Annotated in this window: 24 protein-coding genes and 1 other RNA gene; 14 read left to right on the top strand and 11 right to left on the bottom strand. The window is 68.0% G+C overall.

The window, feature by feature from the left end; translation table 11 throughout:
* Positions 1-49: 49 nt before the first annotated feature.
* The 4 genes from KV110_RS11195 to KV110_RS11180 are packed head-to-tail and all read left to right on the top strand — an operon-like array spanning position 50 to position 4,436.
* Complete coding sequence (locus tag KV110_RS11195) at positions 50-1,720, top strand: CocE/NonD family hydrolase (RefSeq protein WP_218475696.1); 1,671 nt, start codon at positions 50-52, stop codon at positions 1,718-1,720.
* Positions 1,717-3,093 carry a M20 family peptidase gene (locus KV110_RS11190; RefSeq protein ID WP_218475694.1) on the top strand — a complete coding sequence of 459 codons (1,377 nt, stop codon included), beginning with the start codon at positions 1,717-1,719 and terminating at the stop codon, positions 3,091-3,093. Before KV110_RS11195 ends, KV110_RS11190 begins: the two co-directional genes overlap by 4 nt.
* Positions 3,090-3,974, top strand: coding sequence for an alpha/beta hydrolase (locus KV110_RS11185; protein WP_218475692.1), 885 nt, complete (start codon positions 3,090-3,092; stop codon positions 3,972-3,974). Before KV110_RS11190 ends, KV110_RS11185 begins: the two co-directional genes overlap by 4 nt.
* 9 nt (positions 3,975-3,983) lie before the next feature.
* The gene (locus KV110_RS11180) at positions 3,984-4,436 is read left to right on the top strand and encodes a 6,7-dimethyl-8-ribityllumazine synthase (RefSeq protein WP_218475691.1); all 453 of its coding nucleotides are present in this window, start codon (positions 3,984-3,986) and stop codon (positions 4,434-4,436) included.
* On the opposite strand, the gene KV110_RS11175 is transcribed toward KV110_RS11180, so the two are convergent.
* Both KV110_RS11175 and KV110_RS11170 read right to left on the bottom strand, forming a co-directional pair.
* Positions 4,437-5,891: a neutral zinc metallopeptidase gene (locus tag KV110_RS11175; RefSeq protein ID WP_246634468.1), complete on the bottom strand. Its 1,455-nt coding sequence runs from the start codon at positions 5,889-5,891 to the stop codon at positions 4,437-4,439.
* 162 nt (positions 5,892-6,053) lie between these two features.
* On the bottom strand, positions 6,054-6,944 hold the full coding sequence (locus tag KV110_RS11170) for an endonuclease/exonuclease/phosphatase family protein (RefSeq protein WP_246634467.1): 891 nt from the start codon (positions 6,942-6,944) through the stop codon (positions 6,054-6,056).
* Between the two features lie 282 nt (positions 6,945-7,226).
* Here KV110_RS11170 and KV110_RS11165 point away from each other — a divergent pair, with 282 nt between their 5' ends.
* Complete coding sequence (locus KV110_RS11165) at positions 7,227-7,505, top strand: hypothetical protein (protein WP_218475687.1); 279 nt, start codon at positions 7,227-7,229, stop codon at positions 7,503-7,505.
* Between the two features lie 81 nt (positions 7,506-7,586).
* Here the strand turns inward: KV110_RS11165 and KV110_RS11160 are convergent, their stop codons facing one another.
* The 3 genes from KV110_RS11160 to KV110_RS11150 form a co-directional block, all read right to left on the bottom strand.
* Entirely contained in the window at positions 7,587-10,598 is a 3,012-nt protein-coding gene (locus KV110_RS11160; RefSeq protein WP_218475686.1) for a bifunctional [glutamine synthetase] adenylyltransferase/[glutamine synthetase]-adenylyl-L-tyrosine phosphorylase, read from the bottom strand.
* 77 nt (positions 10,599-10,675) lie between these two features.
* Positions 10,676-12,016: a glutamine synthetase family protein gene (locus KV110_RS11155; protein WP_218475684.1), complete on the bottom strand. Its 1,341-nt coding sequence runs from the start codon at positions 12,014-12,016 to the stop codon at positions 10,676-10,678.
* A gap of 80 nt (positions 12,017-12,096) precedes the next feature.
* Complete coding sequence (locus KV110_RS11150) at positions 12,097-13,647, bottom strand: alpha/beta hydrolase (RefSeq protein WP_218475682.1); 1,551 nt, start codon at positions 13,645-13,647, stop codon at positions 12,097-12,099.
* Positions 13,648-13,865: 218 nt separating this feature from the next.
* Here KV110_RS11150 and panB point away from each other — a divergent pair, with 218 nt between their 5' ends.
* From panB to KV110_RS11130, 4 genes are all read left to right on the top strand, one after another.
* Positions 13,866-14,720 (top strand): 3-methyl-2-oxobutanoate hydroxymethyltransferase, encoded by an 855-nt coding sequence (gene panB / locus KV110_RS11145; RefSeq protein WP_218478358.1) that lies wholly within the window; start codon positions 13,866-13,868, stop codon positions 14,718-14,720.
* Positions 14,721-14,854: 134 nt separating this feature from the next.
* Positions 14,855-15,307 carry a hypothetical protein gene (locus tag KV110_RS11140; RefSeq protein ID WP_218475680.1) on the top strand — a complete coding sequence of 151 codons (453 nt, stop codon included), beginning with the start codon at positions 14,855-14,857 and terminating at the stop codon, positions 15,305-15,307.
* Positions 15,307-16,284, top strand: coding sequence for a prolyl aminopeptidase (gene pip / locus KV110_RS11135; RefSeq protein ID WP_218475678.1), 978 nt, complete (start codon positions 15,307-15,309; stop codon positions 16,282-16,284). The genes KV110_RS11140 and pip overlap by 1 nt, the downstream gene beginning before the upstream one ends.
* Before the next feature lie 2 nt (positions 16,285-16,286).
* On the top strand, positions 16,287-17,168 hold the full coding sequence (locus tag KV110_RS11130) for a CHAD domain-containing protein (protein ID WP_218475676.1): 882 nt from the start codon (positions 16,287-16,289) through the stop codon (positions 17,166-17,168).
* A gap of 84 nt (positions 17,169-17,252) precedes the next feature.
* Here the strand turns inward: KV110_RS11130 and KV110_RS11125 are convergent, their stop codons facing one another.
* Together KV110_RS11125 and KV110_RS11120 are read right to left on the bottom strand one after the other, a co-directional pair.
* On the bottom strand, positions 17,253-18,686 hold the full coding sequence (locus KV110_RS11125) for an RNB domain-containing ribonuclease (RefSeq protein WP_218475674.1): 1,434 nt from the start codon (positions 18,684-18,686) through the stop codon (positions 17,253-17,255).
* 16 nt (positions 18,687-18,702) lie between these two features.
* Entirely contained in the window at positions 18,703-19,032 is a 330-nt protein-coding gene (locus tag KV110_RS11120) for a hypothetical protein (protein ID WP_218475672.1), read from the bottom strand.
* 429 nt (positions 19,033-19,461) lie between these two features.
* On the opposite strand from KV110_RS11120, the gene KV110_RS11115 reads away from it, so the two are divergent.
* The gene (locus KV110_RS11115; RefSeq protein ID WP_218475670.1) at positions 19,462-19,842 is read left to right on the top strand and encodes a hypothetical protein; all 381 of its coding nucleotides are present in this window, start codon (positions 19,462-19,464) and stop codon (positions 19,840-19,842) included.
* A gap of 191 nt (positions 19,843-20,033) precedes the next feature.
* Here the strand turns inward: KV110_RS11115 and KV110_RS11110 are convergent, their stop codons facing one another.
* Positions 20,034-20,969: a slipin family protein gene (locus tag KV110_RS11110; protein ID WP_218475668.1), complete on the bottom strand. Its 936-nt coding sequence runs from the start codon at positions 20,967-20,969 to the stop codon at positions 20,034-20,036.
* A 188-nt stretch (positions 20,970-21,157) separates the two neighbouring features.
* Here KV110_RS11110 and KV110_RS11105 point away from each other — a divergent pair, with 188 nt between their 5' ends.
* Positions 21,158-21,694, top strand: a complete 537-nt coding sequence (locus tag KV110_RS11105; RefSeq protein WP_218475666.1) for a hypothetical protein — start codon at positions 21,158-21,160, stop codon at positions 21,692-21,694.
* An 8-nt stretch (positions 21,695-21,702) separates the two neighbouring features.
* Here the strand turns inward: KV110_RS11105 and KV110_RS11100 are convergent, their stop codons facing one another.
* Both KV110_RS11100 and rnpB read right to left on the bottom strand, forming a co-directional pair.
* On the bottom strand, positions 21,703-22,134 hold the full coding sequence (locus KV110_RS11100) for a hypothetical protein (protein ID WP_218475664.1): 432 nt from the start codon (positions 22,132-22,134) through the stop codon (positions 21,703-21,705).
* A 220-nt stretch (positions 22,135-22,354) separates the two neighbouring features.
* Positions 22,355-22,768: RNase P RNA component class A (rnpB, locus tag KV110_RS11095), an RNA gene on the bottom strand.
* 76 nt (positions 22,769-22,844) lie between these two features.
* Here rnpB and KV110_RS11090 point away from each other — a divergent pair.
* Complete coding sequence (locus tag KV110_RS11090; RefSeq protein ID WP_218475663.1) at positions 22,845-23,732, top strand: alpha/beta hydrolase; 888 nt, start codon at positions 22,845-22,847, stop codon at positions 23,730-23,732.
* Between the two features lie 21 nt (positions 23,733-23,753).
* Here KV110_RS11090 and KV110_RS11085 read toward each other — a convergent pair whose 3' ends face one another.
* Positions 23,754-24,410: a TetR/AcrR family transcriptional regulator gene (locus tag KV110_RS11085; protein WP_246634466.1), complete on the bottom strand. Its 657-nt coding sequence runs from the start codon at positions 24,408-24,410 to the stop codon at positions 23,754-23,756.
* Between the two features lie 16 nt (positions 24,411-24,426).
* Here KV110_RS11085 and KV110_RS11080 point away from each other — a divergent pair, with 16 nt between their 5' ends.
* Complete coding sequence (locus KV110_RS11080; RefSeq protein ID WP_218475661.1) at positions 24,427-25,125, top strand: hypothetical protein; 699 nt, start codon at positions 24,427-24,429, stop codon at positions 25,123-25,125.
* Positions 25,126-25,281: 156 nt separating this feature from the next.
* On the top strand, positions 25,282-25,842 hold the full coding sequence (locus KV110_RS11075; protein ID WP_218475660.1) for an NUDIX hydrolase: 561 nt from the start codon (positions 25,282-25,284) through the stop codon (positions 25,840-25,842).
* Positions 25,843-25,851: the final 9 nt, after the last annotated feature.

Raw genomic sequence — 25,851 nt, 5'->3', positions numbered from 1 at the left:
ACCCCGGTTCCATGGGCTGGACGGTCGTCCATGCACACTCGATAGTCCTATGGTGAGCGAACGAACCGTCCCGTTGCGGGCCCTGTGCGGACTGCTGCTACTGCTTGCCGTGATCACCCCGGTGACCGCGGGAGCCGAGCCGCTTTCGGTGCCGTTCCAGTGGAAGCAGGCGTTCATCGACGCGCCCGACGGCACGCGGTTGCACGCGGACATCTTGCGACCGCAAGGCATCGCCGACGACGTTCGCACTCCGGTGGTCCTCACCGTCAGTCCATACCGCGCCCACTTGGCTTACCTCAGCGAGCCGCGACTCAACGGCGGCCCGTCCACGGACAATCTGCAAGCGGACATGTTCCTGCGCGCGGGCTACACCTACGTCGTCGTGGATCTGCGTGGTTTCGGCGGCTCGTCCGGCTGCCCGGATTTCGGCGGCCCCGGCGAGCGCTCCGATGTCGCGACCGCGGTGGAGTGGGCCGCGAACCAGTCGTGGTCCACCGGCAAGGTCGGCATGTTCGGCGTCTCCTATGAGGGGTGGACCGGGTTGATGGGCCTGGCGACCAAGCCGAAGGGGTTGGCGGCGGTCGCGTCGTTCGAACCCGTGGTCGACCCGTACTCCTACCTGTATATGCAAGGTGTCTCGTGGAAGTTCTCCGGCAAGCCGATCACCGAGAGCGGTGTGCGCCCAGCGGATTTCGCGGGATTCGAGCACTTGCTGATCGCGTCCACCCCGGCCCGCCCGGACGATTCGCCCGAATACCAGGCCGCCGCAGCGCAATTGCCGATGCAGTGCTATCAGCAGTACCTGGCCGACACGACCGACCACGACGGCAATTCCGCCTTCTGGCGCGACCGTGATCTGGTTGCCCCGTTGCGCGGCAACACGATCCCGCTGTTCCTCGGACAGGGCTTCGTCGACTACAACACCCGCGCCTACCGGGTGTTCGATCTGTGGAACGGCCTCGGCCCCGGCGACCACCGGGCATGGTTCGGCCAGTGGGGTCACCGCACCTGCCACGACAAGTGCGGCACACCGCATTTCGACACCGAGCTGCTCGCGTTCTTCGACAAGCACGTCGCGGGCCGCGACGTCGAGATCCCCGGACCACGGATCACGGTAGGCCAGTTCGACGGCCGCTGGCGCGCCGAAACAGCGTGGCCGCCCGCCGATGCCGCTCGGGTGCCAGTCGAGCTGCGTCCCGGCGGCTACACCGACCGTGGCCTGCTGCCCGGACCCGACCGTGAATTCTGGTCGGTCTCCGAACCGTTGGCGCAGGATCAGCACCTGTCCGGCATACCGACCGCTTCCTTGAGCCTGAGCGGGCCCCCAACTGCCACGGTCACCGTCGAGCTCTACGACATCGCCCCGGACCACAAGGCCACCGTCATCACCCGTGGCATCGCGCCGGTCGGCGACGGCACCGCCGAAGTCCGCCTGCTGGGCCAGGATTGGCCGATCCCGGCGGGCCACCGGATCGGCGTGCGCGTCACCGACGTGGTCGACGACGTGTGGTCGCACACCCCGATCTTCGCCTCGGTCACCGTTACCCGGGCTCGCGTCGAACTCCCGATGCTGACTTCGCCGCGCACCCCCGACCTGCCAGGCAGCGTTACCGAGGGCATCGTGAAGTGGCGAAACGAGAAGACCATCATCCTGCCCCCCGGCGTGCTGAACAATGCGACAGTGTCCATGAATCTGCCGAACCGCACCGGTGACCGATGACCGAACCGGTTGACGACCGCACCGCCGAGCGCCTTGCCGCCGCATTGCGCTGCGTCACCGTGTCCACCGACGATCCGGACCAGGTCGACGACCACGCCTTCGCTCAGCTCTCCGCACATCTCGAGCAATCCTTCCCGCTGGTGCACGCCGAACTCGAACTCGAACGATTCGGCCACAGCAGGCTCTACCGCTGGCCGGGCGCCGAGCCCGAGCGCGTCGGCGCGATCCTGCTCGCGCACCAGGATGTGGTGCCCGTCGACGACCCGCAGCGCTGGACGCATCCACCGTTCGCGGGCGTGGTCGACGACGAATTCATCTGGGGCCGTGGCGCTATCGACGACAAGAGCCGGGTGCTGGCCATCCTGGAAGCGGTCGAGTCGGCGCTGGCCGCCGGAATCCGCCCGCGGCACACCATATTTCTGGCCTTCGGGCACGACGAGGAGGTGTTCGGCGACACCGGTGCGGTGCACATGGCGCAGCGGCTGCGCCGGCTCGGTGTGCACGCCGACCTGCTGCTCGATGAGGGCGGCATGATCACCGAGGGCGTCGCCGCCGAGGTCGCGCAGCCGGTCGCCAACATCATGGTCGGCGAGAAAGGCTATGTCACAGTTCGTCTTTCGGTTGACGAGCGGGGCGGGCATTCGTCCATGCCCGGCAAGCAGACCGCGGTCGGCCGGATCGCCCGCGCGGTGAGCCGGGTGCAGGACCATCCGATGCCGTTGCGGATGACGCCGGTGACCGCCGACATGCTGGCCAGGTTGCGCCAGGCGATGCCCGCCTCGCGCCGCCGACTGCTCGGCCTGGCCGGAATAGCCGGACCACTGATCACCCGGGTGATGGCGATGCGGCCGCAGACCGAATCCATGGTGCGCACCACCACGGCCCCCACAGTGATCAGGGGCGGAGTGAAGGCGAACGTGTTGCCCCAGCACGCCGAGGCGTTCGTCAATTTCCGCATCCTGCCCGGCGATTCGGTGCGCTCCGTGCTGGCTCACTGTCGGAAGGTGGTGCGCGACAACGGTGTTCGGATCGAACCGACAGGCGTGTCGTCCGAGCCCTCGGTGAACACCGATCCGGGCCCGGCGTTCGAGCTGATCGCGGATATCGCCAGAGCCATCGTGCCCGGCATCGTGGTCACCACCGGCATCGTCCCCGGCGCCACCGACTCCAGGCACTACCACGATCTCGCCGACACCCGCTGCAACTTCGCCCCGATCGTCCTGGGCGAACGCGATCTGGCCTCGATCCACGGAACCGACGAGCGGCTCTCCCGGGTCAACTACGCTCGACTCATCGAGTTCAACCGGCGGCTGATCGCGCAGTTCGCTCAGTCGTCGAACACCGCGCCGCAGACGTCAGGAGCCGATGCATGACCGAGCCGAAGGCCAGTGGGGACCCAGAGCCGACCGGACCGCGGATCCGCACGCAGACCGGCCAGTTCGACGGTACGGGCAGCGGGATCGCCTGGCGCGCATGGCTTCCCGACGCACCCGCGCGCGGCGTCATCGTTCTGGTGCACGGTGTCGCCGAGCACTCCGGCCGCTACACCCACGTCGGCCAGCGCCTCGCCGGCGCCGAGTTCGCGGTCTACGCGCTCGACCACATCGGTCACGGCAAGTCCGCGGGCGGCAAGGCCAATATCGGCTCGATCGACGGCGCCGCCGACAATGTGGCCGCCATGCTCGACATCGCGACCCGCGAACACCCCGACGCGCCCCGGTTCCTGATCGGCCACTCGATGGGCAGCCTCATCGTGCTGCACCTGGCCACCCGCGCACCGATCAAGGTCACCGGCATCGTGCTGTCCGCGCCGCCGCTGGACATCTCGGCGGGCAATCCGGTGCAACGCGCACTCGCCCCGCTACTCAGCAGGCTCACCCCGAATCTCGGTGTGCTCAAACTGGATTCGTCGCAGATCAGCCGCGACCCTGCGGTGGTCCGCGCCTACGACAACGACCCGCTGGTGTACCGCGGCAAGCTGCCCGCCCGCACCGCCACCGAGATCCTGAACACCACCTTCCTCGTCAAAGATCGGCTGGCCAGGCTCACCGTGCCGCTGCTGGTGCTGCACGGCACCGCCGACGCCATCGCCGCACCGTCCAGCTCCGATCGAATCGAGCAAGGCGCGGGCTCGAAGGATCTGACCGTGCTCCGCTACGACGGTCTCTACCACGAGGTCTTCAACGAACCCGAGCAGGGCAAGGTGCTCGGCGACGTCGTCGACTGGCTGGAGGCGCACGTTACCGGGAAGTAGGATTCGGGGATGGGAACCACCGGATCCGTCGCGTTCATCCGCGCCAGCTGGCACAGCTCGATCGTCGGCAAAGCCTACGAGGGCTTCACCTCCGAATACGCGGGTCTCGGCTACGACCCGGCTTCCATCGAGGTCTTCGAAGTGCCCGGCGCGTTCGAGATCCCGCTGCACGCACAGCGTCTCGCGCGTTCGGGCAAGTACGCGGCGATCGTCGCGGCGGCGCTGGTCGTGGACGGCGGGATCTACCGGCACGATTTCGTCGCGGCCGCGGTGATCGACGGCCTGATGCGGGTGCAGCTGGACACGGAGGTTCCGGTGTTCTCGGTCGTGCTCACCCCGCACCACTTCCATGAGCACAGTGAGCATGTCACGTACTTCACCGAGCACTTCGTGACCAAGGGAGCCGAGGCCGCCCGCGCGCTGGCGACGACGATCGACTCGCTGCGGTCGCTGCCCGTCTGATCACCGGTACCGGGCCGAGCAGGCTTGCTCGCCATTGAGGACGCCGGTGCGGAAGGCCTCCAGGCGCTGGTAGCCGCTCGGCACGGTCTCGCCGTTCACGTCGCTGGCGGCGAGTCCGTCGGTGAGCAGCCCGGAGACGGCCTCGTCGAGGTCACCGGCGGACAGGCGCGGATTGCTGTCCGGCTCACTCAGTTCGGTCGTCACCACGCCGGACAAGCACGCGGTGCGTAACCCGGCCGTGTCGGGGCCGGTCACGCTCAGCTTGCGGTCCTGTTGCACCGCAAGGACATACCGCGACACGAAGACGATGAAGGCGTTGTAGTCACCGTCCACCGCCGCCGAGAGCGGTTCCACTTCACCCCACATCTGCCCGGCCCGCCGCGCCAGGCCCGGTACGTCGGCACCGATCGTGTTCGAGTTCGGGCAGTACGACACCGGTTGAGTCGCAGTGACATTCGGGCAGTTGCGCACCACTCCGGAATAGTCGAACCGCGGCGGTCGGCTGGTCGGGAAGATCTCGAGCAGCGCCCGGCCCACCATGGTCAACGATTCGGCATCGACCGGAAGCTGGGCGAACTCCTCGCCGGGCAGGAACGAAACGGGCAGGGTGCCGCGGCGCTCCGCGATGTCGGTCGGGGTGATCTTCTTGCAGCCTTGCGCGCCGTCGGCGTAACCGATCTGCACCGCCGTCACCCGTTCGAACGCCGAACCGTGTGCGTTCTGTGGATCGCTCGGATCCTGGTCGCGAATGGCCACCGTGGCGGCCAATACGGCGTTGAGTCCGTCGGTGGTATTCAGCGTGAAGTGCGCCGAATCCCCTTCGGCCACATGGCGCAGGAACACACCGGCGAGACAGTCCGCCTGCTGCTCCAGAACGATTGTCGGCGTGCGCATTCCGGCAATCTTGGCTTGCCCCTGGATGGCGTGACCGTACTCGTGCGCGAGCACCATCACCACCGCCATCTCGCCGAACTTCGCCACCACCTGCGGCAGCAGCACCCCGCGGTCCCAGCCGATGGTGTGGTCGAGGCTGCAGTAGGCGGCATTCACCACGTGGTAGGTGTGCTCTCCGCAGAATTGAATCGCTTGCTGCCTGGGCGCCCGCGCGTCCCAGGAGTAGAACGTGGTCACCGGCGTGAAGCGGCCGGGGAAGTGCTCCGGATACACCGCCGTCCAGAATTCCTGCAGGTCGGCGAGGGAATTGAGCGCGAGCTTGTCGTACTTTCCGCCGTCACCGTTCACGGCTTCCAGCGGCGCGTCCGGCACACCCTGGCGCGGTCCGTTCGGCCCGTCGGCCGTCATCGATCCGGCGACCTCCCAGTCGGTCTCGGTAGTCGGCGCCGTAGCGTTCGGTGCGCTCGGGTTCTCCGTTCCCACACCGCATCCGGCCAGTGCCAGACCGAATACCGCTAGCACGGCGACCGCGCCGAACCGTAGCCGTTGTGTCCTCATCATCGCGTCTCCCCGACTAACCGGTGCGCTCTCGTCGCGCACGAGGGCCCGGAGCGAGTCATACCCGTGCGCCGAGCGTTCACACGGTCGTCGCCGCGCCACGGGTGCGGATCGAGAAGACCGGGAAACCCACGCGCGCTGCCGGTTTCGACCGTGCCTGCGAGATCAGTTCAACCGTACCCGGGCGATCAAGGCGCGATGGTCCGATCCGGGGACGCTGAGGGTGCGCACCTCCTGCGCCGTGGCATCGGCGAGCAACACGTGGTCGATGCCGATGATCGGTCCCCACCGCCGGTCGTTCGGGAACGTCGGCAACAGGCCCGCACCCACTTGGTCGGCCGCGGCGGCGAAGCGGCCGCGCAGCAGGTCGCGATACGCCGCGTGGTCGCGCGTCGCGTTGAAATCCGCGCCGACGATCGCGGGACCCTGTTGCGCGTCCAGGATTTCGCGGATCCTGCGCATCTCCACCAGCCAGTCCGCGAAATTGAACGGCGGCGGGATCGGGTGGAAGGCGAATACCGCGATCGGGCCGCGTTCCGGATGGTCCATCGTCGCGGATACCTGATTCAGGATGAAGCCGTCGTATTTCTTGGTGTCGCGCAACGGGTATCGGCTGTAGATCCCGGTGCCGCCACCGCCGTCGGCGGTGGGCTGGAGGTACGAATACGGCAGCACCGCACCGATATCCGCCGCCGCGAGCCGATCGACCGCGGCATCGGTGAGTTCGTTCACGGTCAGCACGTCGATCCGGTTGTCCCGCACCGCCTGCAACACCGCACCCACATCCGCCTGCCCGAACAGCAGATTCGACTGCATCACCCCGACTTCGGGCCCGCTCGCCGCCCGCCCTTCGGGCACGAACGCCGGAGCCAACGTCCACAACACCACACCCACCAGCACCCCGGCGACACCCGCACTGCGCCAGCCCCGCGCGATCAGGAAGAACACCAGCCCGACGATCGCGCCGACCATCAAGTACGACGCCCCCGACGCCAGCAGGGCCAGCGGCCGCCACTGCCACGCCCCGAAATGCAGCACGACCCCGACCGCTCCCATCGCCAGAGCGCACCATCCCACCCCGAGCGCTACTCTCTCCAACCATTTAGGCATGTCCCCGAGCCTATGTGCCGTGTGTGGAGACAATGTGTGCCCACCGTGAAGTTCCCGCGCGCACCCCTCTCATGATCAGCGGACGCATCCGCCGAGAATGGCTCGCCCCCATGTCCCGTTGATCATGAAGTCGACAAGGTGGGCCGACCCCTGCCGGGTAGCTGTCGACGGGAGGGGCATCGACCTAGACTCGGTCGCACGCGACGCGAAGCAGCGGGAGGTGGGCTGGTGTACATCGAAGAGTTCCGCGCAGCCGGTGCGCTCACCACCGAGAGCGCCGAAGAGCTGGCAGCAATGGCGGGCCGGTACACCTCGCGAATCGCCGTCAGCAGCAACGATCGCAGCGTGCACGCCCTCATCCTGCCGTGGTGCTGGGAGGAGCTGCGGCTACGCGCTGGCAGCCCCGTGACGGTGACCGCCGAGCAAGGCCACCGCCCCGACCTCGGCGAAGACCGGCAGGCGATCCGCGCTTTCGTCGACCGCTTTCAGGAACTCGTCGGCACGTAACCGCACAACTCACAGACGCTCCGCGCGCCCCACAGGTGATACACCATCTGTGCCCCGTGCAAAGTGTCTGTGAGATCGGCCCTATTGCCCGAAGACGCGCTCCACCACCGCTTTCGCTCTGCGGGTGACCCGCATGTAGTGGTCGAGGAATTCGCTGCCGTCGTCGTTGGGCCAGCCCGCGACGCGGGCGACGGCGGAGAGCAGGCGACCGGGGCCGGGCAGCTGGTCGGCGGGTTTGCCGCGCACCAGGACCAGTGCGTTGCGAGCCTTGGTCGCGGTGAGCCAGGCGTCCCTGAGCAGGGCGACGTCGGCGGCGGCGAGGAGTTCGTGCTGCTCGATGACGTTCAGCGACTCCAGCGTCGAGGTGTTGTGCAAGCCGATGACGTCGTGCGCGTAGCGCAACTGCATCAGCTGAACGGTCCATTCGATGTCGGCGAGACCGCCGCGACCGAGCTTGGTGTGGGTGGCGGGGTTGGCCCCGCGCGGTAGTCGTTCGGCGTCGACGCGAGCCTTGATCCGGCGGATCTCGCGCACCGCTTCGGCCGACACGCCACCCGCCGGGTAGCGCACCTTGTCGATGGTGTGCAGGAAACGCAGTCCGAGCTGCTGATCGCCCGCGACCTGGTGCGCCCGCAGCAACGCCTGCACCTCCCACGGCTGTGCCCACTGCTGGTAGTAGGCGGCATAGGCGGCCAGCGTGCGGACCAGCGCGCCGTTGCGCCCCTCGGGGCGCAGCCCGGCATCCACGTGCAGCGGCGGGTCGGTGCTCGGTGCGCCGAGCAATTGCTGCACCTTGTCGGCGACGTTGATCGCCCACTTCACGGCCTTGGTCTCGTCCTCACCCGGGCGCGGATCGCAGACGAACAGCACGTCGGCATCGGACCCGTAGCCGAGCTCCATGCCGCCGAGTCTGCCCATGCCGATCACCGCGAGGTCGGCGGGTGCGGGGGCGCTCAATTCGGCCTCGCTCGCCCGGATCACCGCCGCGAGTGAGGCTTCCAGCACCGCGACCCACACCGAGGACAGCGCCCGGCAGACCTGTTGCACGTCGAGCATCCCGAGCAAATCGGCCGAGGCGACCCGGGCCAGCTCGTGCCTGCGCAGCGAACGTGCCGCGGCCACAGCACGTTTCGGATCGTCGTAGCGGGCCGCGGCGGTCATGATGCCGCGCGCGACGTCTTCCGGCTGCGGGCTGAGCAGCAGCGGACCGCCGGGCCCGTCGGCGTACATCCGGATGGTGTCCGGCGCGTTGATCAGCAAGTCGGGCAGGTACTCCGAGGAGCCGAGCACGATCATCAGCCGCTGCGCTATCGCGCCCTCGTCGCGCAGTTCGCGCAGGAACCAGATCTGGTCGTCGAGCCCCTCGGACACCCGCCGGTAGGCGAGCAGCCCCGCGTCGGGATTCGGTGTCTCGCCGAGCCATTCGAGCAGGGTCGGCAGCAGCAGCGCCTGGATTCGGCCCTTGCGCGACACCCCGCCGGTGAGTGCTTTCAGGTGCCCGAGCGCGTGCTGGGGCGCCTGGTAACCCAGCGCGGCCAACTGCCGGATCGCCGCGTCGGGACTGAGCCGCAACGCGTCCGGCTCCATCTTGACCACCGATTCGAGCAGCGGCCGGTAGAACAGCTTGGCGTGTAATCGCCGCACCCGCACCGCATTTCGGCGGATCTCGGCGGCCAGCACGCCGACCGCGTCCTGCCTGCCGTCCGGCCGGATGTGCGCGGCGCGGGCCAGCCAGCGCATGCCCTCCTCGTCATCCGCGGCGGGCAGGGTGTGCGTGCGCCGCAACCGCTGCAGCTGGAGCCGATGTTCGAGCAGACGCAGGAACTCATAGGACGCGGTGAGATTCGCGGCGTCGTCGCGGCCGATGTAGCCACCGGCGGCCAATGCGGTCAACGCCTCGACGGTGCCCTGCACGTGCAGCGACTCGTCGACCCGTCCGTGCACCAATTGCAGGAGCTGGACGGCGAATTCGACGTCACGCAGGCTGCCGTGTCCGAGCTTCAGCTCGCGCTCGCGTAGATCGGCGGGGACCAGGTCTTCCACCCGTCGCCGCATCGCCTGCACGTCGGCCACGAAGTCGGGGCGCTCGGAGGCAGTCCACACCATCGGCATCAGCGCGTCCCGGTACTTCTCCCCCAGTTCCAGGTCGCCGGTCATCGGCCGGTTCTTCAACAGCGCCTGGAACTCCCAGGTCCGCGCCCACCGCTTGTAGTAGGCGACATGCGATTCCAGCGTGCGCACCAGCGCGCCCGCCTTGCCCTCCGGTCGCAGCGCCGCGTCGACCTCGAAAAAGGCAGCGCTGGCGACGCTCATCATTTCGGCGGCCAACCGGGTCGCGGTGGCGTCGGCGGGCTCGGCGACGAACACCACGTCGACATCGCTGACGTAGTTCAACTCGCACGCGCCGCTCTTGCCCATGGCGATCACCGCGAGCCGCACCGGCACCGGCCCGTCCCTGCAGACCCGGGCCACCGCCACCGCGAGCGCCGCGGTCAGCGCCGCGTCCGCCAAGGCCGTAAGGTGCCGCCCGACTACCTGGTACGGAAGTACCGGCTCGTTTTCGACGGTGGCGGCGAGGTCGAGCGCCGCGAGCAGCATCAGCTGATCGCGATACCGCTTGCGCAGCAGCGCGACCACCTCGGGACCCGACTGACCGGCCCGGAACAGCAACGGCCCCGCATTGGGTCCCTGCTCCGGCACCGCGTCGACCGTGTCGAGCAGGTCCGCGATCAACTCGTCGCGCGTCGGCAGGCCCTTGCGGCGCAGGATCTGCCAGGCCGCCGGGTCGGCGACCAGGTGATCGGCGAACGCGCTGGACGAGCCGAGCAAGGCGAACAGCCTGCCCCGCAACGAGGTTTCCGCCCGGATCGCCGAATCCAGTGTCGCCCAATCGGTCCCGAGCTGCTCGCGCAGTTTGATCAGGGTGTTCAGCGCGAGGTCGGCGTCGGGTGCGCGCGACAACGCCCAGAGCACGGGAATACCTTCGACGTTGTCCCAGCCCAATTCGCGCAATGAGGCTGCGGCGGAGGGCTCGAGCAAGCCGAGCCGTCCGACGCTGGGGACAGCCGAGCGAGCAGACGGTGGCCGGACCATAGGTCTCAAATTACATGCTCGACGCTAAGGACTCGCCGCCGCGGAAACATACCTTCGGTACCAGAATTGCCCCGTGCTCAGAGGCCGAGGTACTCCTTGAGCTCGTACGGCGTCACCTGGCTGCGGTAGTCCGCCCACTCCCGGCGCTTGTTGCGCAGGAAGAAGTCGAACACGTGCTCGCCGAGCGTCTCGGCGACCAGTTCGGAGCGCTCCATCGCCTGCAGCGCCTCGTCCAGCGTGCCGGGCAGCTCACGGAAGCCCATCGCGCGCCGCTCGGCCACGGTCAGCGACCACACGTCGTCCTCGGCCTCCGGCGGCAGCGTGTAGCCCTTCTCGATGCCCCGCAGACCGGCCGCCAGCAGCACGGCGAAGGTCAGGTAGGGGTTGCATGCGGAATCTGGGCTGCGGATCTCGACGCGGCGCGAGGAGGACTTGTTCGGCGTATACATCGGCACCCGGACCAGCGCGGAGCGGTTCGACCGGCCCCACGAGGCCGCGGTCGGCGCTTCGCCGCCGTGGATGAGCCGCTTGTAGGAGTTCACCCACTGGTTGCTGATCGCGCTGATCTCCGGCGCGTGCTCGAGGATGCCCGCGATGAACGCCCGCGCGGTGTCCGACAGGTTGATCGGGTCGTCCGGATCGTGGAAGGCGTTCGCCTCGCCCTCGAACAGGCTCATGTGCGTGTGCATCGCCGAGCCGGGGTACTGGGCGAACGGCTTGGGCATGAACGTCGCGCGCACGCCCTCGTCGATGGCCACTTCCTTGATCAGGTAGCGGAAGGTCATCACGTTGTCGGCCATGGACAGCGCGTCGGCGTAGCGCAGGTCGATCTCCTGCTGGCCCGGCGCACCCTCGTGGTGGCTGAACTCCACCGAGATGCCCATCGACTCGAGCGCGTCGATGGCGTGGCGGCGGAAATTGGGGGCCGAATCGTGCACGGCCTGGTCGAAGAACCCGCCCGAATCGGCCGGGGTCGGCTGCGAGCCGTCCTGCGGACCATTCTCCAGCAGGAAGAACTCGATTTCCGGGTGCACGTAGCAGCTGAAGCCGACGTCGCCGGCTTTGTTCAGCTGACGGCGCAGCACGTGGCGCGGGTCGGCCCAGGACGGCGAGCCGTCGGGCATGGTGATGTCGCAGAACATCCGTGCGGAGTGCTGGTGGCCCTTGCTGGTGGCCCACGGCAGCACCTGGAAGGTGGACGGATCCGGCCGAGCGACCATGTCGGCCTCGGACACTCTGGCGAAGCCTTCGATGGCCGAGCCGTCGAAGCCGATGCCCTCCTCGAAAGCACCCTCCAGCTCGGCGGGAGCGATCGCGACGGACTTCAGGTAACCCAAGACGTCGGTGAACCAGAGACGTACGAAGCGGATATCCCGCTCTTCGAGCGTCCGCAGCACGAATTCCTTCTGGCGATCCATGTCCGCGAGAGTAAGCACCCGGCGTTAAATCCGTGTTACATACACGCTGAGTGTGCTGTGCTTGTTGCGGGAAAAAGATTTCACCGCCCGTTCGGCGCGCAGGTGAGGCCCGGTGCCGGTTCCTTCAGGTCGACCAGATAGTCGATCACCGCGCGGTCCACGCACGATGAGCCGCCGGACAACGCGATCGTATGCCGGTTGCCCTGGTAGGTCACCAGCGAGGCGCCGAGCTGTGCGGCCAGCTCGACACCGGCCTGGTACGGCGTCGCCGGGTCGTCGGTGGTCGACACGACCACCGTCTTCGGCAGCCCGGTCACCGAAATACGGTGCGGGTCACTGGTGTTCGGCACCGGCCAGACGGTGCACTGGTCCAGCGGGGCCGCGCCGGTGCCGCGGCCGTCATCCAGGAACGGCGCCGCCTTGCGGTATTCGGCGTCCTGCTTGGCGGTGATCTCCCGGTCACTGATGCGCGGATCGTCCACGCAGCGAATGGCATTGAACGCGTCGGTGGTGTTGCTATAGGTGCCGTCGTCACGGCGGCCGTCGTAGAGGTCGGCCAGTTGCAGCAGGGTGTCGCCGCGACCGTCGCGCAGTTCGGACAGGCCGAGGGTGAGCACGGGCCACATATCGTTGCTGTAGAGCGCCTGCCGCACGCCGGTGAGCGCGTCACCGTAGTTGAGGCCGCGCGGATCGGTGGTCGATACGGGCTTGTCCCACAACGGATTCACCAGCTCACGGAATCGCTGCACCGCCTGTGCCCGGTCGGTGCCGAGCGGGCACTCGCCCTTGCTCACGCAGTCCGCCGCGTAGGCGTCGAACACCTTCTGGAAACCCTCCGCCTGGCGCAGTGACTCCTGCACCGGGTCCTGCGAGGAGTCGATGGCGCCGTCCAGTACCAGAGCGCGCACGTGGTCGGGGAACTTCTCGGCGTACGCCGAACCGATCTTGGTTCCGTACGAGTAACCCAGGTAGCTGAGCTTCGCGTCGCCGAGCGCCGCCCGCATCACGTCCAGATCCCGCACCACCTCGCGGGTGCCGACGTGGGCGAGGAATTCCTTGCCGGTGCGTTCGGTGCAGCGCTGCGCGTACTCCCGGTTCTCGTCCTCCGCCTCGGCGATGCCATGAGGCGTGTTGTCCTTCGGCGGTTCGGCCCGCTCGGCGTCCTGTTCCTGCGCAGTTTCGCAGACGATGGCCGGGGTCGACGAGCCGACGCCGCGCGGGTCGAAACCGACCCGATCGAAGTGTTCGGCCAGCGGGGTCTTGTTGCCGAGCGCCGACATGGTCAGGCCCGACTCCCCCGGCCCGCCGGGGTTCATCAGCAGCGAACCGATTCGTTTCCCGGTCGCTTTGATCCGGGACACCGCGATCTGCGCGGTCGCCCCGTCCGGCGCGGCATAGTCGATCGGAACGTTGATCCGCGCGCATTCCGCGTTGGGTGCGAAGCGGTCGTCCTGGGCGCCGAAGCCTCGGCAACCGCCCCACTGGATCGTCTGCGTGTAGAACTTGGTCAGCTCGGCGGGCGGTGTCGGCATCGGCCCCTGCGGCTCGTCCGTGGTGAGCGTGCACCCCGCCGCCACCACCGCCAGCACCGCCACCATCAGCGCACCGCGCCCATTCCGAACCAAAGCCATGCTCTGATAGTGGCAGCTCGCCCGCTCGGCACGGTCAACGCACCGGTCAGACGCGCCAAACCGGCCCAGATGACCCGCGCGGACCGCCCGGTCGTGTGACCAATTGCATCGGTCGCGGGGGTTAATGCGGCCCGGTGAGAGCTGGCACACTGGAATTCGTCAGACGAACCCGGGGACCCGGATGGGCCCCGAGGAGACACCAGACGAAAGGGACGATGATGTCCGTATCCGATTCGGAAACCCCTGCCTACGGTGCGGCACCCACCCAGCCCAAGAAGGCGCGCAAGACCAGGGTGCACCATCTGCAGCAGATGAAGGCCGACGGCGAGCGCTGGGCCATGCTCACCGCTTACGACTATTCCTCGGCCCGGCTGTTCGAAGAAGCAGGCATTCCGGTGCTGCTGGTCGGCGATTCCGCGGCCAACGTGGTCTACGGCTACGACACCACCGTGCCGATCACCGTCGAAGAACTCGTCCCGCTGGTGCGCGGCGTTGTGCGCGGCGCACCGCACGCGCTGGTGGTGGCCGATCTGCCGTTCGGCACCTACGAGTCCTCGCCACAGCAGGCACTGGCCACCGCGACCCGGTTCATGAAGGAAGGCCAGGCCCACGCGGTGAAGCTGGAAGGCGGCGAGCGGGTCGCCGAGCAGATCGCCATGATCACCTCGGCGGGCATTCCGGTGATGGCGCACATCGGTTTCACCCCGCAGAGCGTCAATACCTTGGGCGGGTTCCGCGTGCAGGGCCGCGGCGACGGCGCCGAGCAGCTCATCGCCGACGCGATCGCGGTGCAGGAAGCGGGTGCGTTCTCGGTAGTCATGGAGATGGTGCCCGCCGAGCTGGCCGCCCAGGTCACCCGCAAGCTGACCATTCCGACCGTCGGCATCGGCGCGGGCGCGGAAACCGATGCGCAGGTGCTGGTTTGGCAGGACATGGCGGGTTACACCAGCGGCAAGACCGCCAAGTTCGTCAAGCGGTTCGGCAATGTCGGTGACGAACTGCGCACCGCCGCGGCCGCTTACGCCGAAGAAGTGCGCCGGGGCACCTACCCGGGTCCCGAGCACAGCTTCTAGAACCTCGGCGTAACGAGGATCGGCCGGGCGGTGCGCGCCTACCGCACTGCTCGGCCCAGCCGATCGAAACGGGCCGGGTCGGCAAAACAATGGCAGACTCGATGCGGACATTGACGTTACGAGCAGAGGTACCGATGCCGCACAGCCGTTGGATTTCACGCAGCACCCTGCTGCTGGCAGGCGTTTTCGCCGCCGCAGCACTGACCGCATGTGGAAGCGAGTCGAACCCGGCTCCGACCGGGAGCGCGAGCTCGACGACGTCGGCACCGGCGACCAGCAAGCCGGGCGGAACCGCGGGCACCAGCAAACCGGGCACCCCGGAGATCTCCGACGCTGCGGCCGCCCAGCTCTGCGACATGATCAGGCCGGAGCTGTCGAACTGGCGGGTGCAGGGTCCGACGCTCGGCAAGATCGGGCTCAACGCGCTGGTGCACGAATGGGCGCTGCGCAACGGCGGCATCAACGGCGCGGTGCTCGCCGACAAGCCGGTCGTCGACCGCCTCACCACCAAGAGCTGTGCCGACGTGCACAAGCAGGCGATCGAAGCGCTGGAACTGCCGGACCTCGCCGCCGGACTCGCGTTCTGATGGGCGACGCACCGCGGCGGACGCTGTACCCCGAGATCGAGCCCTACGACACCGGCAAGCTCGACGTCGGTGACGGCCAGTCGGTGTACTGGGAGGTCAGTGGCAACCCCGACGGTAAACCGGTGGTGTTCCTGCACGGCGGCCCCGGCGGCGGCACCTCGCCGTACCACCGGCAGTTCTTCGACCCGGCGGCCTACCGGATCGTGTTGCTCGATCAGCGCGGCTGCGGACGTTCCACGCCACACCTGGCCGAGGGCGCGAGCCTGGCGACCAACACCACCCAGCACCTGATCGCCGACATCGAGGCGCTGCGTGCGCATCTCGGCGTCGAGCGCTGGCAGGTGTTCGGCGGCTCGTGGGGTTCCACCCTCGCGCTCGCCTATGCCGAGACGCACCCGGACCGGGTGACCGAGCTGGTGCTGCGCGGCATCTTCCTGTTGCGCCGCAAGGAAATCGACTGGTATTACAACGGCCCCGCGGGCTGCGTGTACCCCGACGAGTGGGAGAAGTTCCTCGCGCCGGTGCCGGAAGCCGAGCGTGGTGCGGATCTGGTCGAGGTCTATCACCGGTTGCTGCACTCCCCCGACGAAGAGGTCGCGCTCGCGGCCGCCATCGCCTGGTCCACCTGGGAGGGAGCGACCAGTACCCTGCTGCCGCAACCGGATCGGGTCGCCGAGACCGCCGAACCGCGGTTCGCGCTCGCGTTCGCGCGGATCGAGAACCACTACTTCCGCAACGGCGGCTTCCTCGACGAAGGCCAGCTACTGCGCGACATCGGCACCATCTCGCACATCCCGACGGTGATCGTCCAGGGCCGCCACGACATCGTCTGCCCCGCGGTGAGCGCCTGGGATCTGCACAAAGCGCTGCCGGGCTCGGAATTGCACATCGTGGACGACGCCGGGCACGCGGCCAACGAACCGGGCATCACCCATCATCTGGTCGAAGCCACCGACCGATTCGCGAAGGCGGGTTAACCATGACGGCCACAGCGGGCGAGGCGATTGTCGAGGCACTGCGCGACAATGTGGACCGGCTGCTGGCCGCCGAACCCGAGGTGCGCGCCGACGAACCCGATTCGGTGCATCAGATGCGGGTGGCGACGCGCAGGCTGCGCAGCGTGCTGCGGTCCTATCGCGGGCTGTTCGACCGCGCGCGGGCCAAGGCGATGGGCGATGAGCTCAAGTGGCTGGCCGGTGTCCTCGGCGTCGCCCGCGATGCCGAGGTGCGCGCCGAAAGGTTCGAGGCGCTGCTCGCCGAACACGGCGAGCAGTCGGATCATTCGGCCGAGGAAATCAAAGCGGTGACCGCCCGGCTGGTCACGGCCGAACACGACCGGTACTCCGCCGCCCACGCCGACGTACTGCTGGCGGTAGACAGCGTGCGCTACCGCGAGCTGCGCGACGAACTCACCAAGTGGCGCACCGATCCGCCCCTGCGTTCCTCGCGGGCCAAGGTACCGGCGGCGGACTTCTTCGGCGTAGTACTGGAACGCGACCGCGAACGCGTCGAAGAGCTCATCGAGCAGGAAACCACCGTGACCCCGGCCGACCGGGTGGAGCTGCTGCACGATATCCGCAAGAGCGCCAAGCGATTACGGTATTCATGTGAAGCCGCCGAACCGGTCCTCGGCGAAGACGCAGGCGAACGCGGCAGCCGGGCGAAACGCTTACAAACCGTCCTTGGCGATCATCGCGACGCCGTCGAATCCCAACACGCCATCTACGGCACCGCCGCGGACGCGGGCGCCGCGGGCGAGGAAACCGCCCTCTATCGAGTACTCGCCGGCGCCGAAGACGCGGCCGCCCGCAAGGCGCTCACCCGCTACCCCGAGGCGGCCGCGGCCGTAACCGCCGACTAATCCACCCCTGTTTCTGTTGGCTGCACATCCCGTGCACTGGGTGTGTGGCACATACAGGGGGTGCGCCGGGCGGTGGGTGGCGGCTTACACCGGATAGGCGAAGTTGATCTTGCGAGTGGCCGGGTCGGCTGAGAGCAGGCGGACCCGGACGGTCGCGCCTTCCGGTGGTTCGCCCGCGCACGGGCCGAGAACCGGCGGGTCGGCGACGAAGATCTCCGCGGGGCGGTTGCTGTTGGCTTCGCGCACCACCACCGCATCGAACTCGCTGCCCGCCCGCTCCGCGAGCAGGGTCGACTCGGTGAGGTCGATGCAGGCCCGTTCCACCTTGCCCGCGATCGCGTCGCTGCGCCGCATGGTGTCGGCGGTGGCCGCCAGCCCCTCGGTAACCCATTGCGGCACTTCGGTTCCCGCGCAGCGGGCCAGACAGATCTCGGTGCTGAACCGGTCGGTCAGCCTGCGTAGCGGCGCGGTGACATGGGCGTACGGCGCGCGGATCGCGCTGTGCTGCAAGCTTTCCGGGGTGACCGACGCGGTGTCCCCGGCCAGCACGGTGTAGGACGCGCCGCGCAGCAGGCTCGTCGCCTCCGACATCAGGACGAGCGCGGCGGGGGTGTTCGGGTCCAGCCCGGCCAGCATCTGCCCGACCGACTGCTCCTCCGGCCACTGCACACCCAATGCCGCCGCGGTACGGCGCATGGACGCGATCGCCGATTCGGCGGGTGGCGGCATGGTGCGCAGCAGCGCGGGCGCGCCCGCGTCGATCATGATGCGTGCCGCGCACATCCCGGTCAGCAGCGAGACCTGCTCGTTCCAGTCGTCCGCCGCGGTCCGTGGTTCGACGATCAGGCGCCAGTGACCATCCGAGTTACCGGACCGGACGATGGCTTGCGCGGGCAACCGCAGCCCGATCGCGCCGCGCACCAGCCCGGCCTCGATGCGCCGCGTACCGAATTCCGGCAGGGCCGCGATCGAGGGGTGTAGCCGGTCGGCGTCGGCGTCGGCCTGCACGCCGGCGTAGTCGAGCCTGGCCCGCGAACGGACCAGCGCCCGCTGTACCGAAAAGTGTTGGGGTTCAGCGTTTTCGTCGAGCTCGATGGTCCACAGCGCGGCGGGCCGCTGCTGTTCGGGCAGCAGGCTCGCGGTGCCTTCCGAGAGCACCGGCGGGTGCAGCGGGACGGTGCCGTCGGGCAGGTAGAAGGTTTGCCCCCGGGCGCTCGACTGCTTGGCCAGCGCGCCGTCGGGATCGATCACGGCACCGACATCGGCGATGGCGTAATGCAGGAGAAAGCCGGTGCCGGTGCGCTCGAGATGCAGGGCCTGGTCCAGATCCATGGCCCCCGGCGGGTCGATCGTCACGAACGGGATATCGGTGCGATCGGCCCGGTCGCCCGCGAACGCGTCGGACGCGTCGCGGGCTTCCGCGGTGGCCTCGGCGGGATACGCCGAGGCCAGGCCGAATTCAGAACGGATGGCGCCGAAATCTACCGGCGCCGAGACGATCCGTTGATGCAATTCCACGCTGTCGGTGCCAGACCTACTGCAGCGCCAGCATGGTGCCGTTCAACGAATCCAGCGGACCGTACACAGTGAAGGTGACACGTCCGCCGACCGATGACGACACAGTCGCCGCCGCGTCCAGCGCTTGACCGAACGACGGCGCCGACGGATGGGGCAGGCGGCCGATGGTCTGTCCGAAATGGTTCTGGGCGACCCAGGCCGTATCAGCGGGGCTGAGGTCGACCTGAACCCCACCCGGCAGCGGCGTCACCGCTACGGCACCGGCGGAACCGGCACCCATCATGGCGAAAACCGAAGCAGCCCCGGCGATCAACGCGCCGGCGACCAGTGAGCGAACAATCCGCATATGAGTTGAGACCTGCTTTCCCGCATTCGAAGTGTGAAGGGCTCGTCGCGCCCAGCAACGGGCCTTGCCAACGCGCACTACTTTATGACGTCGATCACGGTCCGGCTAGTTACCTGCGGATCGGCCCGGCGAGTTCACCGAACCGGCAGGCCCGCGACGTGGCTGCTAACGTTGCCCGCCGTAGCGGGTCTCACATTTCGCCCGCACATTCCGAAATGTCCCGTACGTCGACAATTGGGAGTTCCACAGCTATGTCAACGATTCTGTTCGACTACCTGATGCCGCTCATCGGTGCGGACCAGGCCGCCCACTGGGCCCAGATCTTCGTCATCGCGCCGGTCTGACCCACAAGTCTTCCGCCACAACCTGTCGCCTCCCGTTCACCTGACGGGAGGCGACTTTGGTCCTGGGCAGCTAGCATCCCGCTCCGTGATCAGAACTACCGCCGCTCTCGCGGCCAGCGCCACCCTCTGTGCCCTGCTCCTCACCGGCTGCGGAGACGACAAAGCCTCCAGTGCCGCCCCCTCGTCCTCGGCTCCCGCGGCGCAGTCGAGCGGCGACGCGCAAGTCGTCGACAATGTGAAGGCCGGTGCGTTCGTCGTCAGCTTCCGCGGCGCGTTCCCGAAACTTGCCGACGGCAAGGACGACACGAAGATCGCCACCATCCTCAGCGACAGCTGCAAGGAGCTCAAGGCGGGCAAGTCCGAGGACGAGATCGTCAACAGCATCGTCAAGCGGGCGTCCGGCAAGGTCGAGGCGTCGCCCGAGGAGGCGAAGGCCGTCTACCAGATGGCCAAGATGATGTGCTGAACTAACGCTCCTTCAACCACGGCAGGTAGCCGGGCAGGTATTTCAGCAGATAGCCGATCGCGATCATGCTGATTATGGCGATGACGGGGATGAGCACGGACATCGCTCGGTCCTTACGTTGTGCCGATGCGGGTCGTACGGCGCCGTTGAAAACGCGTCGGCCGTACCCGTATCGGTATACGCCGGTTGGGTCACTCGCGGGTGCTGTTTCCCTTCGCGCTCGGCGCGTCGTCCGGCGGATCGAGTTGGCGCTGCTCCGGCGTGGCGGGTATCGCCGCCGGTTCTGCCGTCGCGGGTTTCGCTACCGCCGCCTGTTCCGATGGCTTCGTACTGGCCTGTGCCTGCTGGTCACCGCTCTGGGCCGGCTGCGTACTGCGCTCGAGGAAGCGCAACAACTCCACCGGGAACGGCAGCACCAAGGTCGAATTCTTCTCCGCGGCAACCTGAACGACAGTCTCCAACAACCGCAATTGCAGCGCGGCAGGCGACTCCGACATCTGCGCACCAGCCTGTGCCAGCATCTCGGAGGCCTGCAACTCGCCCTCGGCCGAGATGACGCGGGCCCGGCGTTCGCGTTCCGCCTCGGCCTGCCGCGACATCGAGCGCTTCAGCGAATCCGGTATCGACACATCCTTGATCTCCACCCGATCGATGTGGATGCCCCAGCCGAGTGCCGGACTGTCGATCATGATCTCCAGCCCCTTGTTCAGCTCCTCCCGGTTGGCGAGCAAGCTGTCCAGATCGCTCTTGCCGATGATCGAGCGCAATGAGGTCTGCGCGACCTGCCCGACGGCGAACAGATAGTTCTGCACCTCCACCACCGCGAGCACCGGGTCGAACACCCGGAAGTACACGACGGCGTCCACCCGCACCGTCACGTTGTCGCGGGTGATGCCATCCTGCGCCGGGACCGGCATGGTGACGATCTGCATCGACACCTTGCGCATCTTGTCGACGAACGGAATCAGCAAGCGCAGCCCGGGTTCTCGCGTCCCGATCACCCTGCCGAACCGGAATATCAGCCCCTTCTCGAATTGCGCGACCACCCGCGCACTTTTGGCTGTCAGCACCCCGACGGCCACCGCGCCCGCACCGATGATGCCGCCGAGAACAATGAGAATGTCCATGCCAGGCCCCGCTACCCGAGTCGCGCCCGTATGCGACACCGAGCGGGCGCCCGGGCGCTCCGGCCCCGCGGCTACCTCCATCATGGCACCGCGCGAGCGCTCCCGACAGGCAGACAAACGAGTATGCCGACCGGGCCTGAGCCGTACGATCGTGTTCTGTACCAATGTGATCGGGGGAAGGACTCACCGTGGATCAGCCCGAATCGAACGCGCAATCATCGGGCGTGCCCGCCGCACCTGCGCCGCGAGCAGCGTCGGCGCCGCCTGGACCAGTACCCCCACGGCCGTCGGCCGGACCAACGCCGACCGGGATCCCCGCCCCAGGGGGTATACCCGATTACATTCTGAATTGGTCGGCATTCACCGCACTGGCTCCGCTGGCCGCGGTCTACGGCAAGGCGTTCCTGGAAAGACTGGCCGAACGCACCGCGGACGGCGTAATGGACGCGCCGGGAAAGCTGCGCCGACGCTGGCTGCAGCGCCGTCGACCGGGCAGCCGAACCCCCGACATCGCCGCAGTGCTGGAGACCGAGGACGGGCGCGGCGCCGCCATCCTGGTGACCGCCGACCTGCCGGACGAGGCGCGGTTGGCCCTACTCGATCTGGATCCCGCCGATCCGGCCCTACAGGGCCGGATTCTGGGGTGGGACAACAGCCTTCGGCAATGGGTTCCCATCGATCCGGACGGTGACCCGATCACTCCGCCCGAGCACCTTCAGGACTGAGACCGTCGCTATTTGATGGTCAGCCTTCGGACGGCTGTTCCGCCCTCGATGCTCTCGTGGCCTTCGCCTATCAAAGATGCGAAGACCCGCACGTTCTGACCGGCGCTAGGCGTGAAGGGCGCGGACTCGGCGATCTTCGCAGCGGTGAGGACGACCTCGTGGCGTTTCGAATCGCAGGTCGCCGCGGCCTTGGCGCCGAGCATCTGCTCCGCTTCGCCGGTGCCGCGCACGAATACCTCGAGCGTCACGGCTTTGTCGACCGGTTCGCAGTTGTAGGTCACCGAAACATCCACGTCGGCGGCGCCGTTCAGCTTGGCGCCGTTGATGTCGACGGTGGTCTTCGGAGCGGTGCTGAAGGTGGGCGCGGCCGCGGCGAGACCGGTACCGGTCACGGCGACCAGTGCTGTCGCGGAAGCGAATACACCCGCGCGGCGCAGCATGGGGTGAACGTTGATGACGATCTCCTAGCAGTCGATCCTGCGGCCACTCCGAATCGGACACACCGCACAAAACCTCGACCGACAATGTACTGGCTTGCCGCGCGTCCCGGTCGGCCCAATCAACTGACCGCGGAGTGGATCTCAACCGTTAACGCCGAGTTCGCCACGGCGACAACCCGACGCAACCAACCGCGACCGACGACAGGAGCCGACCCAAGGGCGGACGAGTTGGCCTGTAAGCCGGATCCTGTCCCCGGTTCGCACCGGGGGGCGACCATCCATCTGGACACACCGTCGCCGGGTGCCTCGAGCGGTCCACCCGCAGGCTCGGGCGAGCAACCCTCGAACGCCTGCGCAGCCGCACCGCGAACGGTGCGACCTTCGACCTTGCTCCGGGCGGGGTTTACCTAGCCGCCCCGGTCACCCGGGGCGCTGGTGCGCTCTTACCGCACCGTTTCACCCTCACCACACGACCCGAAGGCCGTGGGCGGTCTGTTTTCTGTGGCACTGTCCCGCGGGTCACCCCGGGTTGCCGTTAGCAACCGCCCTGCTCTGTGGAGTCCGGACTTTCCTCGGCGCCGGGCAGTGACACAACAGTGCCCGTTCCCGATGCCGCGGTCGCCCGGCCAACTCGTCCGCCGTACCAGAGTACTGGTCACCGCGCACTCCGCCAGGGTGCGGGGCCCGCCAACGCAGTACGGTTGGGTGCCATGGAACGTGTGGAGGTCGGCTTCCCCTCCGGAAGCGAGCAGTGCGCCGCCTGGCTCTACCGCCCGGACGGCGCGCCGAAGCCCCGCCCGCTCGTGGTCATGGGACACGGCCTGGGGGCGAACCGAGAGATGGGACTCGACCGGTACGCGCGGCGCTTCGCCGCCGCTGGCATGGCGGTCCTGGTATTCGACTACCGGCATTTCGGCGCCAGCCAAGGCGAGCCGCGCCAGGTGATCCGGATCGGCCGCCAGCGCGAGGACTGGCATTCCGCCATTGCCTTCGCGCGCACCATCCGCGGTATCGACGCGACCCGGATCGCCTTGTGGGGCACCTCGTTCAGCGGCGGTCACGTGCTTTCGGTGGCGCCCGACGACGCGTATCTGGCCGCGGTGGTCGCGCAGGTTCCGTTCACCAGCGGGCTGGCGTGCGCGTTGGCGAAGGGCCCGATCAGCATGACCAAGGTCACCGCCATCGCCGCCACCGATCTGCTGATCGGCCCGATCCGGCGTAAGCACGTCGGTATCCGGCTGGCGGGGCGCAAACGGTCGGCGGCGCTGATGAGCGCGGCCGACGTGCCGGAGGGCAACGGCAGGCTGGCCGAGGAGAGCGAAAACTACAAGCCGAAGGTAGCTGCGCGCGTTGCTTTTTCGGCGCTGTTCGATTCGCCGGGCAAGCGGGCCAAGGCACTGAAGATGCCGGTGCTGTACGCGTTGTGCGACAACGACTCGATCACTCCGGTCAAATCCGCGCTGCGGGCGGCCGAACGAACCAAGCACGCGGTGGTTAAGCGTTACCCCGCTGGGCATTTCGACATCTACTTCGACGACGTGTTCGAGAAGGCCGTCTACGACCAGACCGAGTTCCTGGTTTCGGTGCTGCGACCGTAAGCAGCTCTGTCGACGAAGCCGTCACCGTGCCTCGCCGAGCAGCTCGCGGACGAGCACACTCCCCCACCATGTTTCGACCCGCTCCGGCGACCAGCCGCGCTCGACGGTGAGTTCTGTGTAGACGTCGATGTTGCAGATCGCCGCGTAGATGTCGAGGGCGGTCGCCACATCCAGGTCGCGCCGCAACGTGCCGGGTGGCCATGCGGCCAGCACCTGCCGGTGCGCGTCGTCGGCGCGGGCGCGGGCGGCGCGATAGGCCTGCGCCAGTTCGGATTCCGTGCGCCCGGCCTCGCGCAGCAGCATGATCACGTCGCCTGCACGCTCGAACAACCTGCGGTCGTATCCCGCCATCGCCGCCAGTTGCCGCCGTGGATCGACCGTTGTCTCCAGGTCGGTGAGCAAGCGCGGCAGGTCAGCGGACAGATCCGCGGCGTCGGCCAACGCCATGATCAGCCCGGTCTTGTTGCCGTAGGCCGCGTAGACCGTCGGTACCGAGACACCGGCCTCGCGGGCCACGTCGCGCACCGTCGTGGCGGCCCAGCCCTTGGCCACGAACAAAGTGCGTGCGGCGCGGGCGATTTCCGCGCTCGTCTGCTGCGCCTGGGCAATGCGACGCAACGAGTCGTAGCGGCGCCGGGTCGGCTCCTCGGCCAATGGGGTTCCCCTTTCACTTTTCACTGCCTATATTCAATATATGACAGCTACAACAGAGCGCGCAGGCGCCTGGCCCTTCTCCCGCATCGGCGGGTTCGCCGCCCTTGGCTTCGCTTTCGTCATCGTCGGCGCGAACCTCATCATCGAACCGGCGGGCATGCCCGTGGTCGGCGCCGACATCGACGAGGTCAACACCTTCTTCACCACGAAAGCCGGACTCGCCGAATTCGCTATGGCTCTCACACCCATCGCCTGGGTGTGCGCGACCGTATTCGGCGCCGCCGCCGTCGCCGTCCTCTGGCCGCGCGAACGCGCCGCGGGCTCGGGCTGGTCACTGCTCGGCTTCGCAGGGCTGCTCCTGCAGAACGCCACCTTCGCAGGCATCGTCGCGATCCGCCTCGCCCTCAGTGCCACCACCGATCACACCGCCACGGCCACCGCCGGACTGTGGGCCTTTCACAATGCGCTGTTCGCCCTCAACGGCACCTTCCTGGCCACCGCGCTGCTCGGCCTGTCACTCGGCGGCTTTCGCACCGGCCTCATCCGCCGCTGGCACGCCGTTCTCGGCTTGACCTCGGCCACCGGCCTGTTCACCTCCGCACTCCTCACCCCTGCGATCATCGACCATGCGGGACCGCTCGCCCTGCTCAGCCTCGTCAGCTGGCTGCTGTGGGTAGTCTGGCTCGTCACCTACGGGGTCACCCTCCTCCGCCTACGACACGCACCCATCCCCGCCTGACTCCCCGGCCGCGGGACGTTCCGCACACCCTTTGTGGCAGCCGCACACCCGGTGAACAGGGTGTGCGACTGCCACAGTCGGTGTGGGTCCGACCGGTGGACATGGACCGGTGCGACGGTCGGATCTTGTCGGTGGGCGGCGCTACAGTGCGCGGCTATGGAAGCTGCGACTGCTGTTGTCGCCGAGATCGTGAGTGGGATCGCACCTTTCGATGGGCTCGAGCGGGAGCACATCGAGGAGACCTTGGCGTGGCTGGCGTCGACCGACGATGTGTTCCGCCGCGTGAAACCGGCGACACCGCGCCGGCATCTGGTCTGCTACGCCGTGCTCGTCGATCCGGAGGCGCGGGCGGTGCTGCTCGGCCGCCATCGCCTCGCCGGACTGTGGTTGCCGACCGGCGGGCATGTCGACCCCGGCGAGCATCCGCTCGAGGCCGCGCGGCGCGAGGCAACCGAGGAGATCGGCATTCGCGCCGATTTCACGGTGACCGGCACCGATCCGCTGTTCCTCACGATCACCACCACCGTCGGTATGGACAGCGGCCATGAGGACGTCAGCCTCTGGTACCTCATCCGAGGCACCCGCTCGCATCCCTACACCCTCGACCCGCGCGAGTTCAGCACCGAACACTGGTGGGACATCGATAGATTCGCGATCCCGGAGTCCGATCCCCACTTCGGTCGTTTCCTAGGCAAACTGGAATCCGCGCTCGGCTGACCGGGTCCG

This window comes from Nocardia iowensis, from assembly GCF_019222765.1.
Taxonomy (GTDB): domain Bacteria; phylum Actinomycetota; class Actinomycetes; order Mycobacteriales; family Mycobacteriaceae; genus Nocardia; species Nocardia iowensis.
This window is presented reverse-complemented; position numbering and strand designations above follow the sequence as displayed.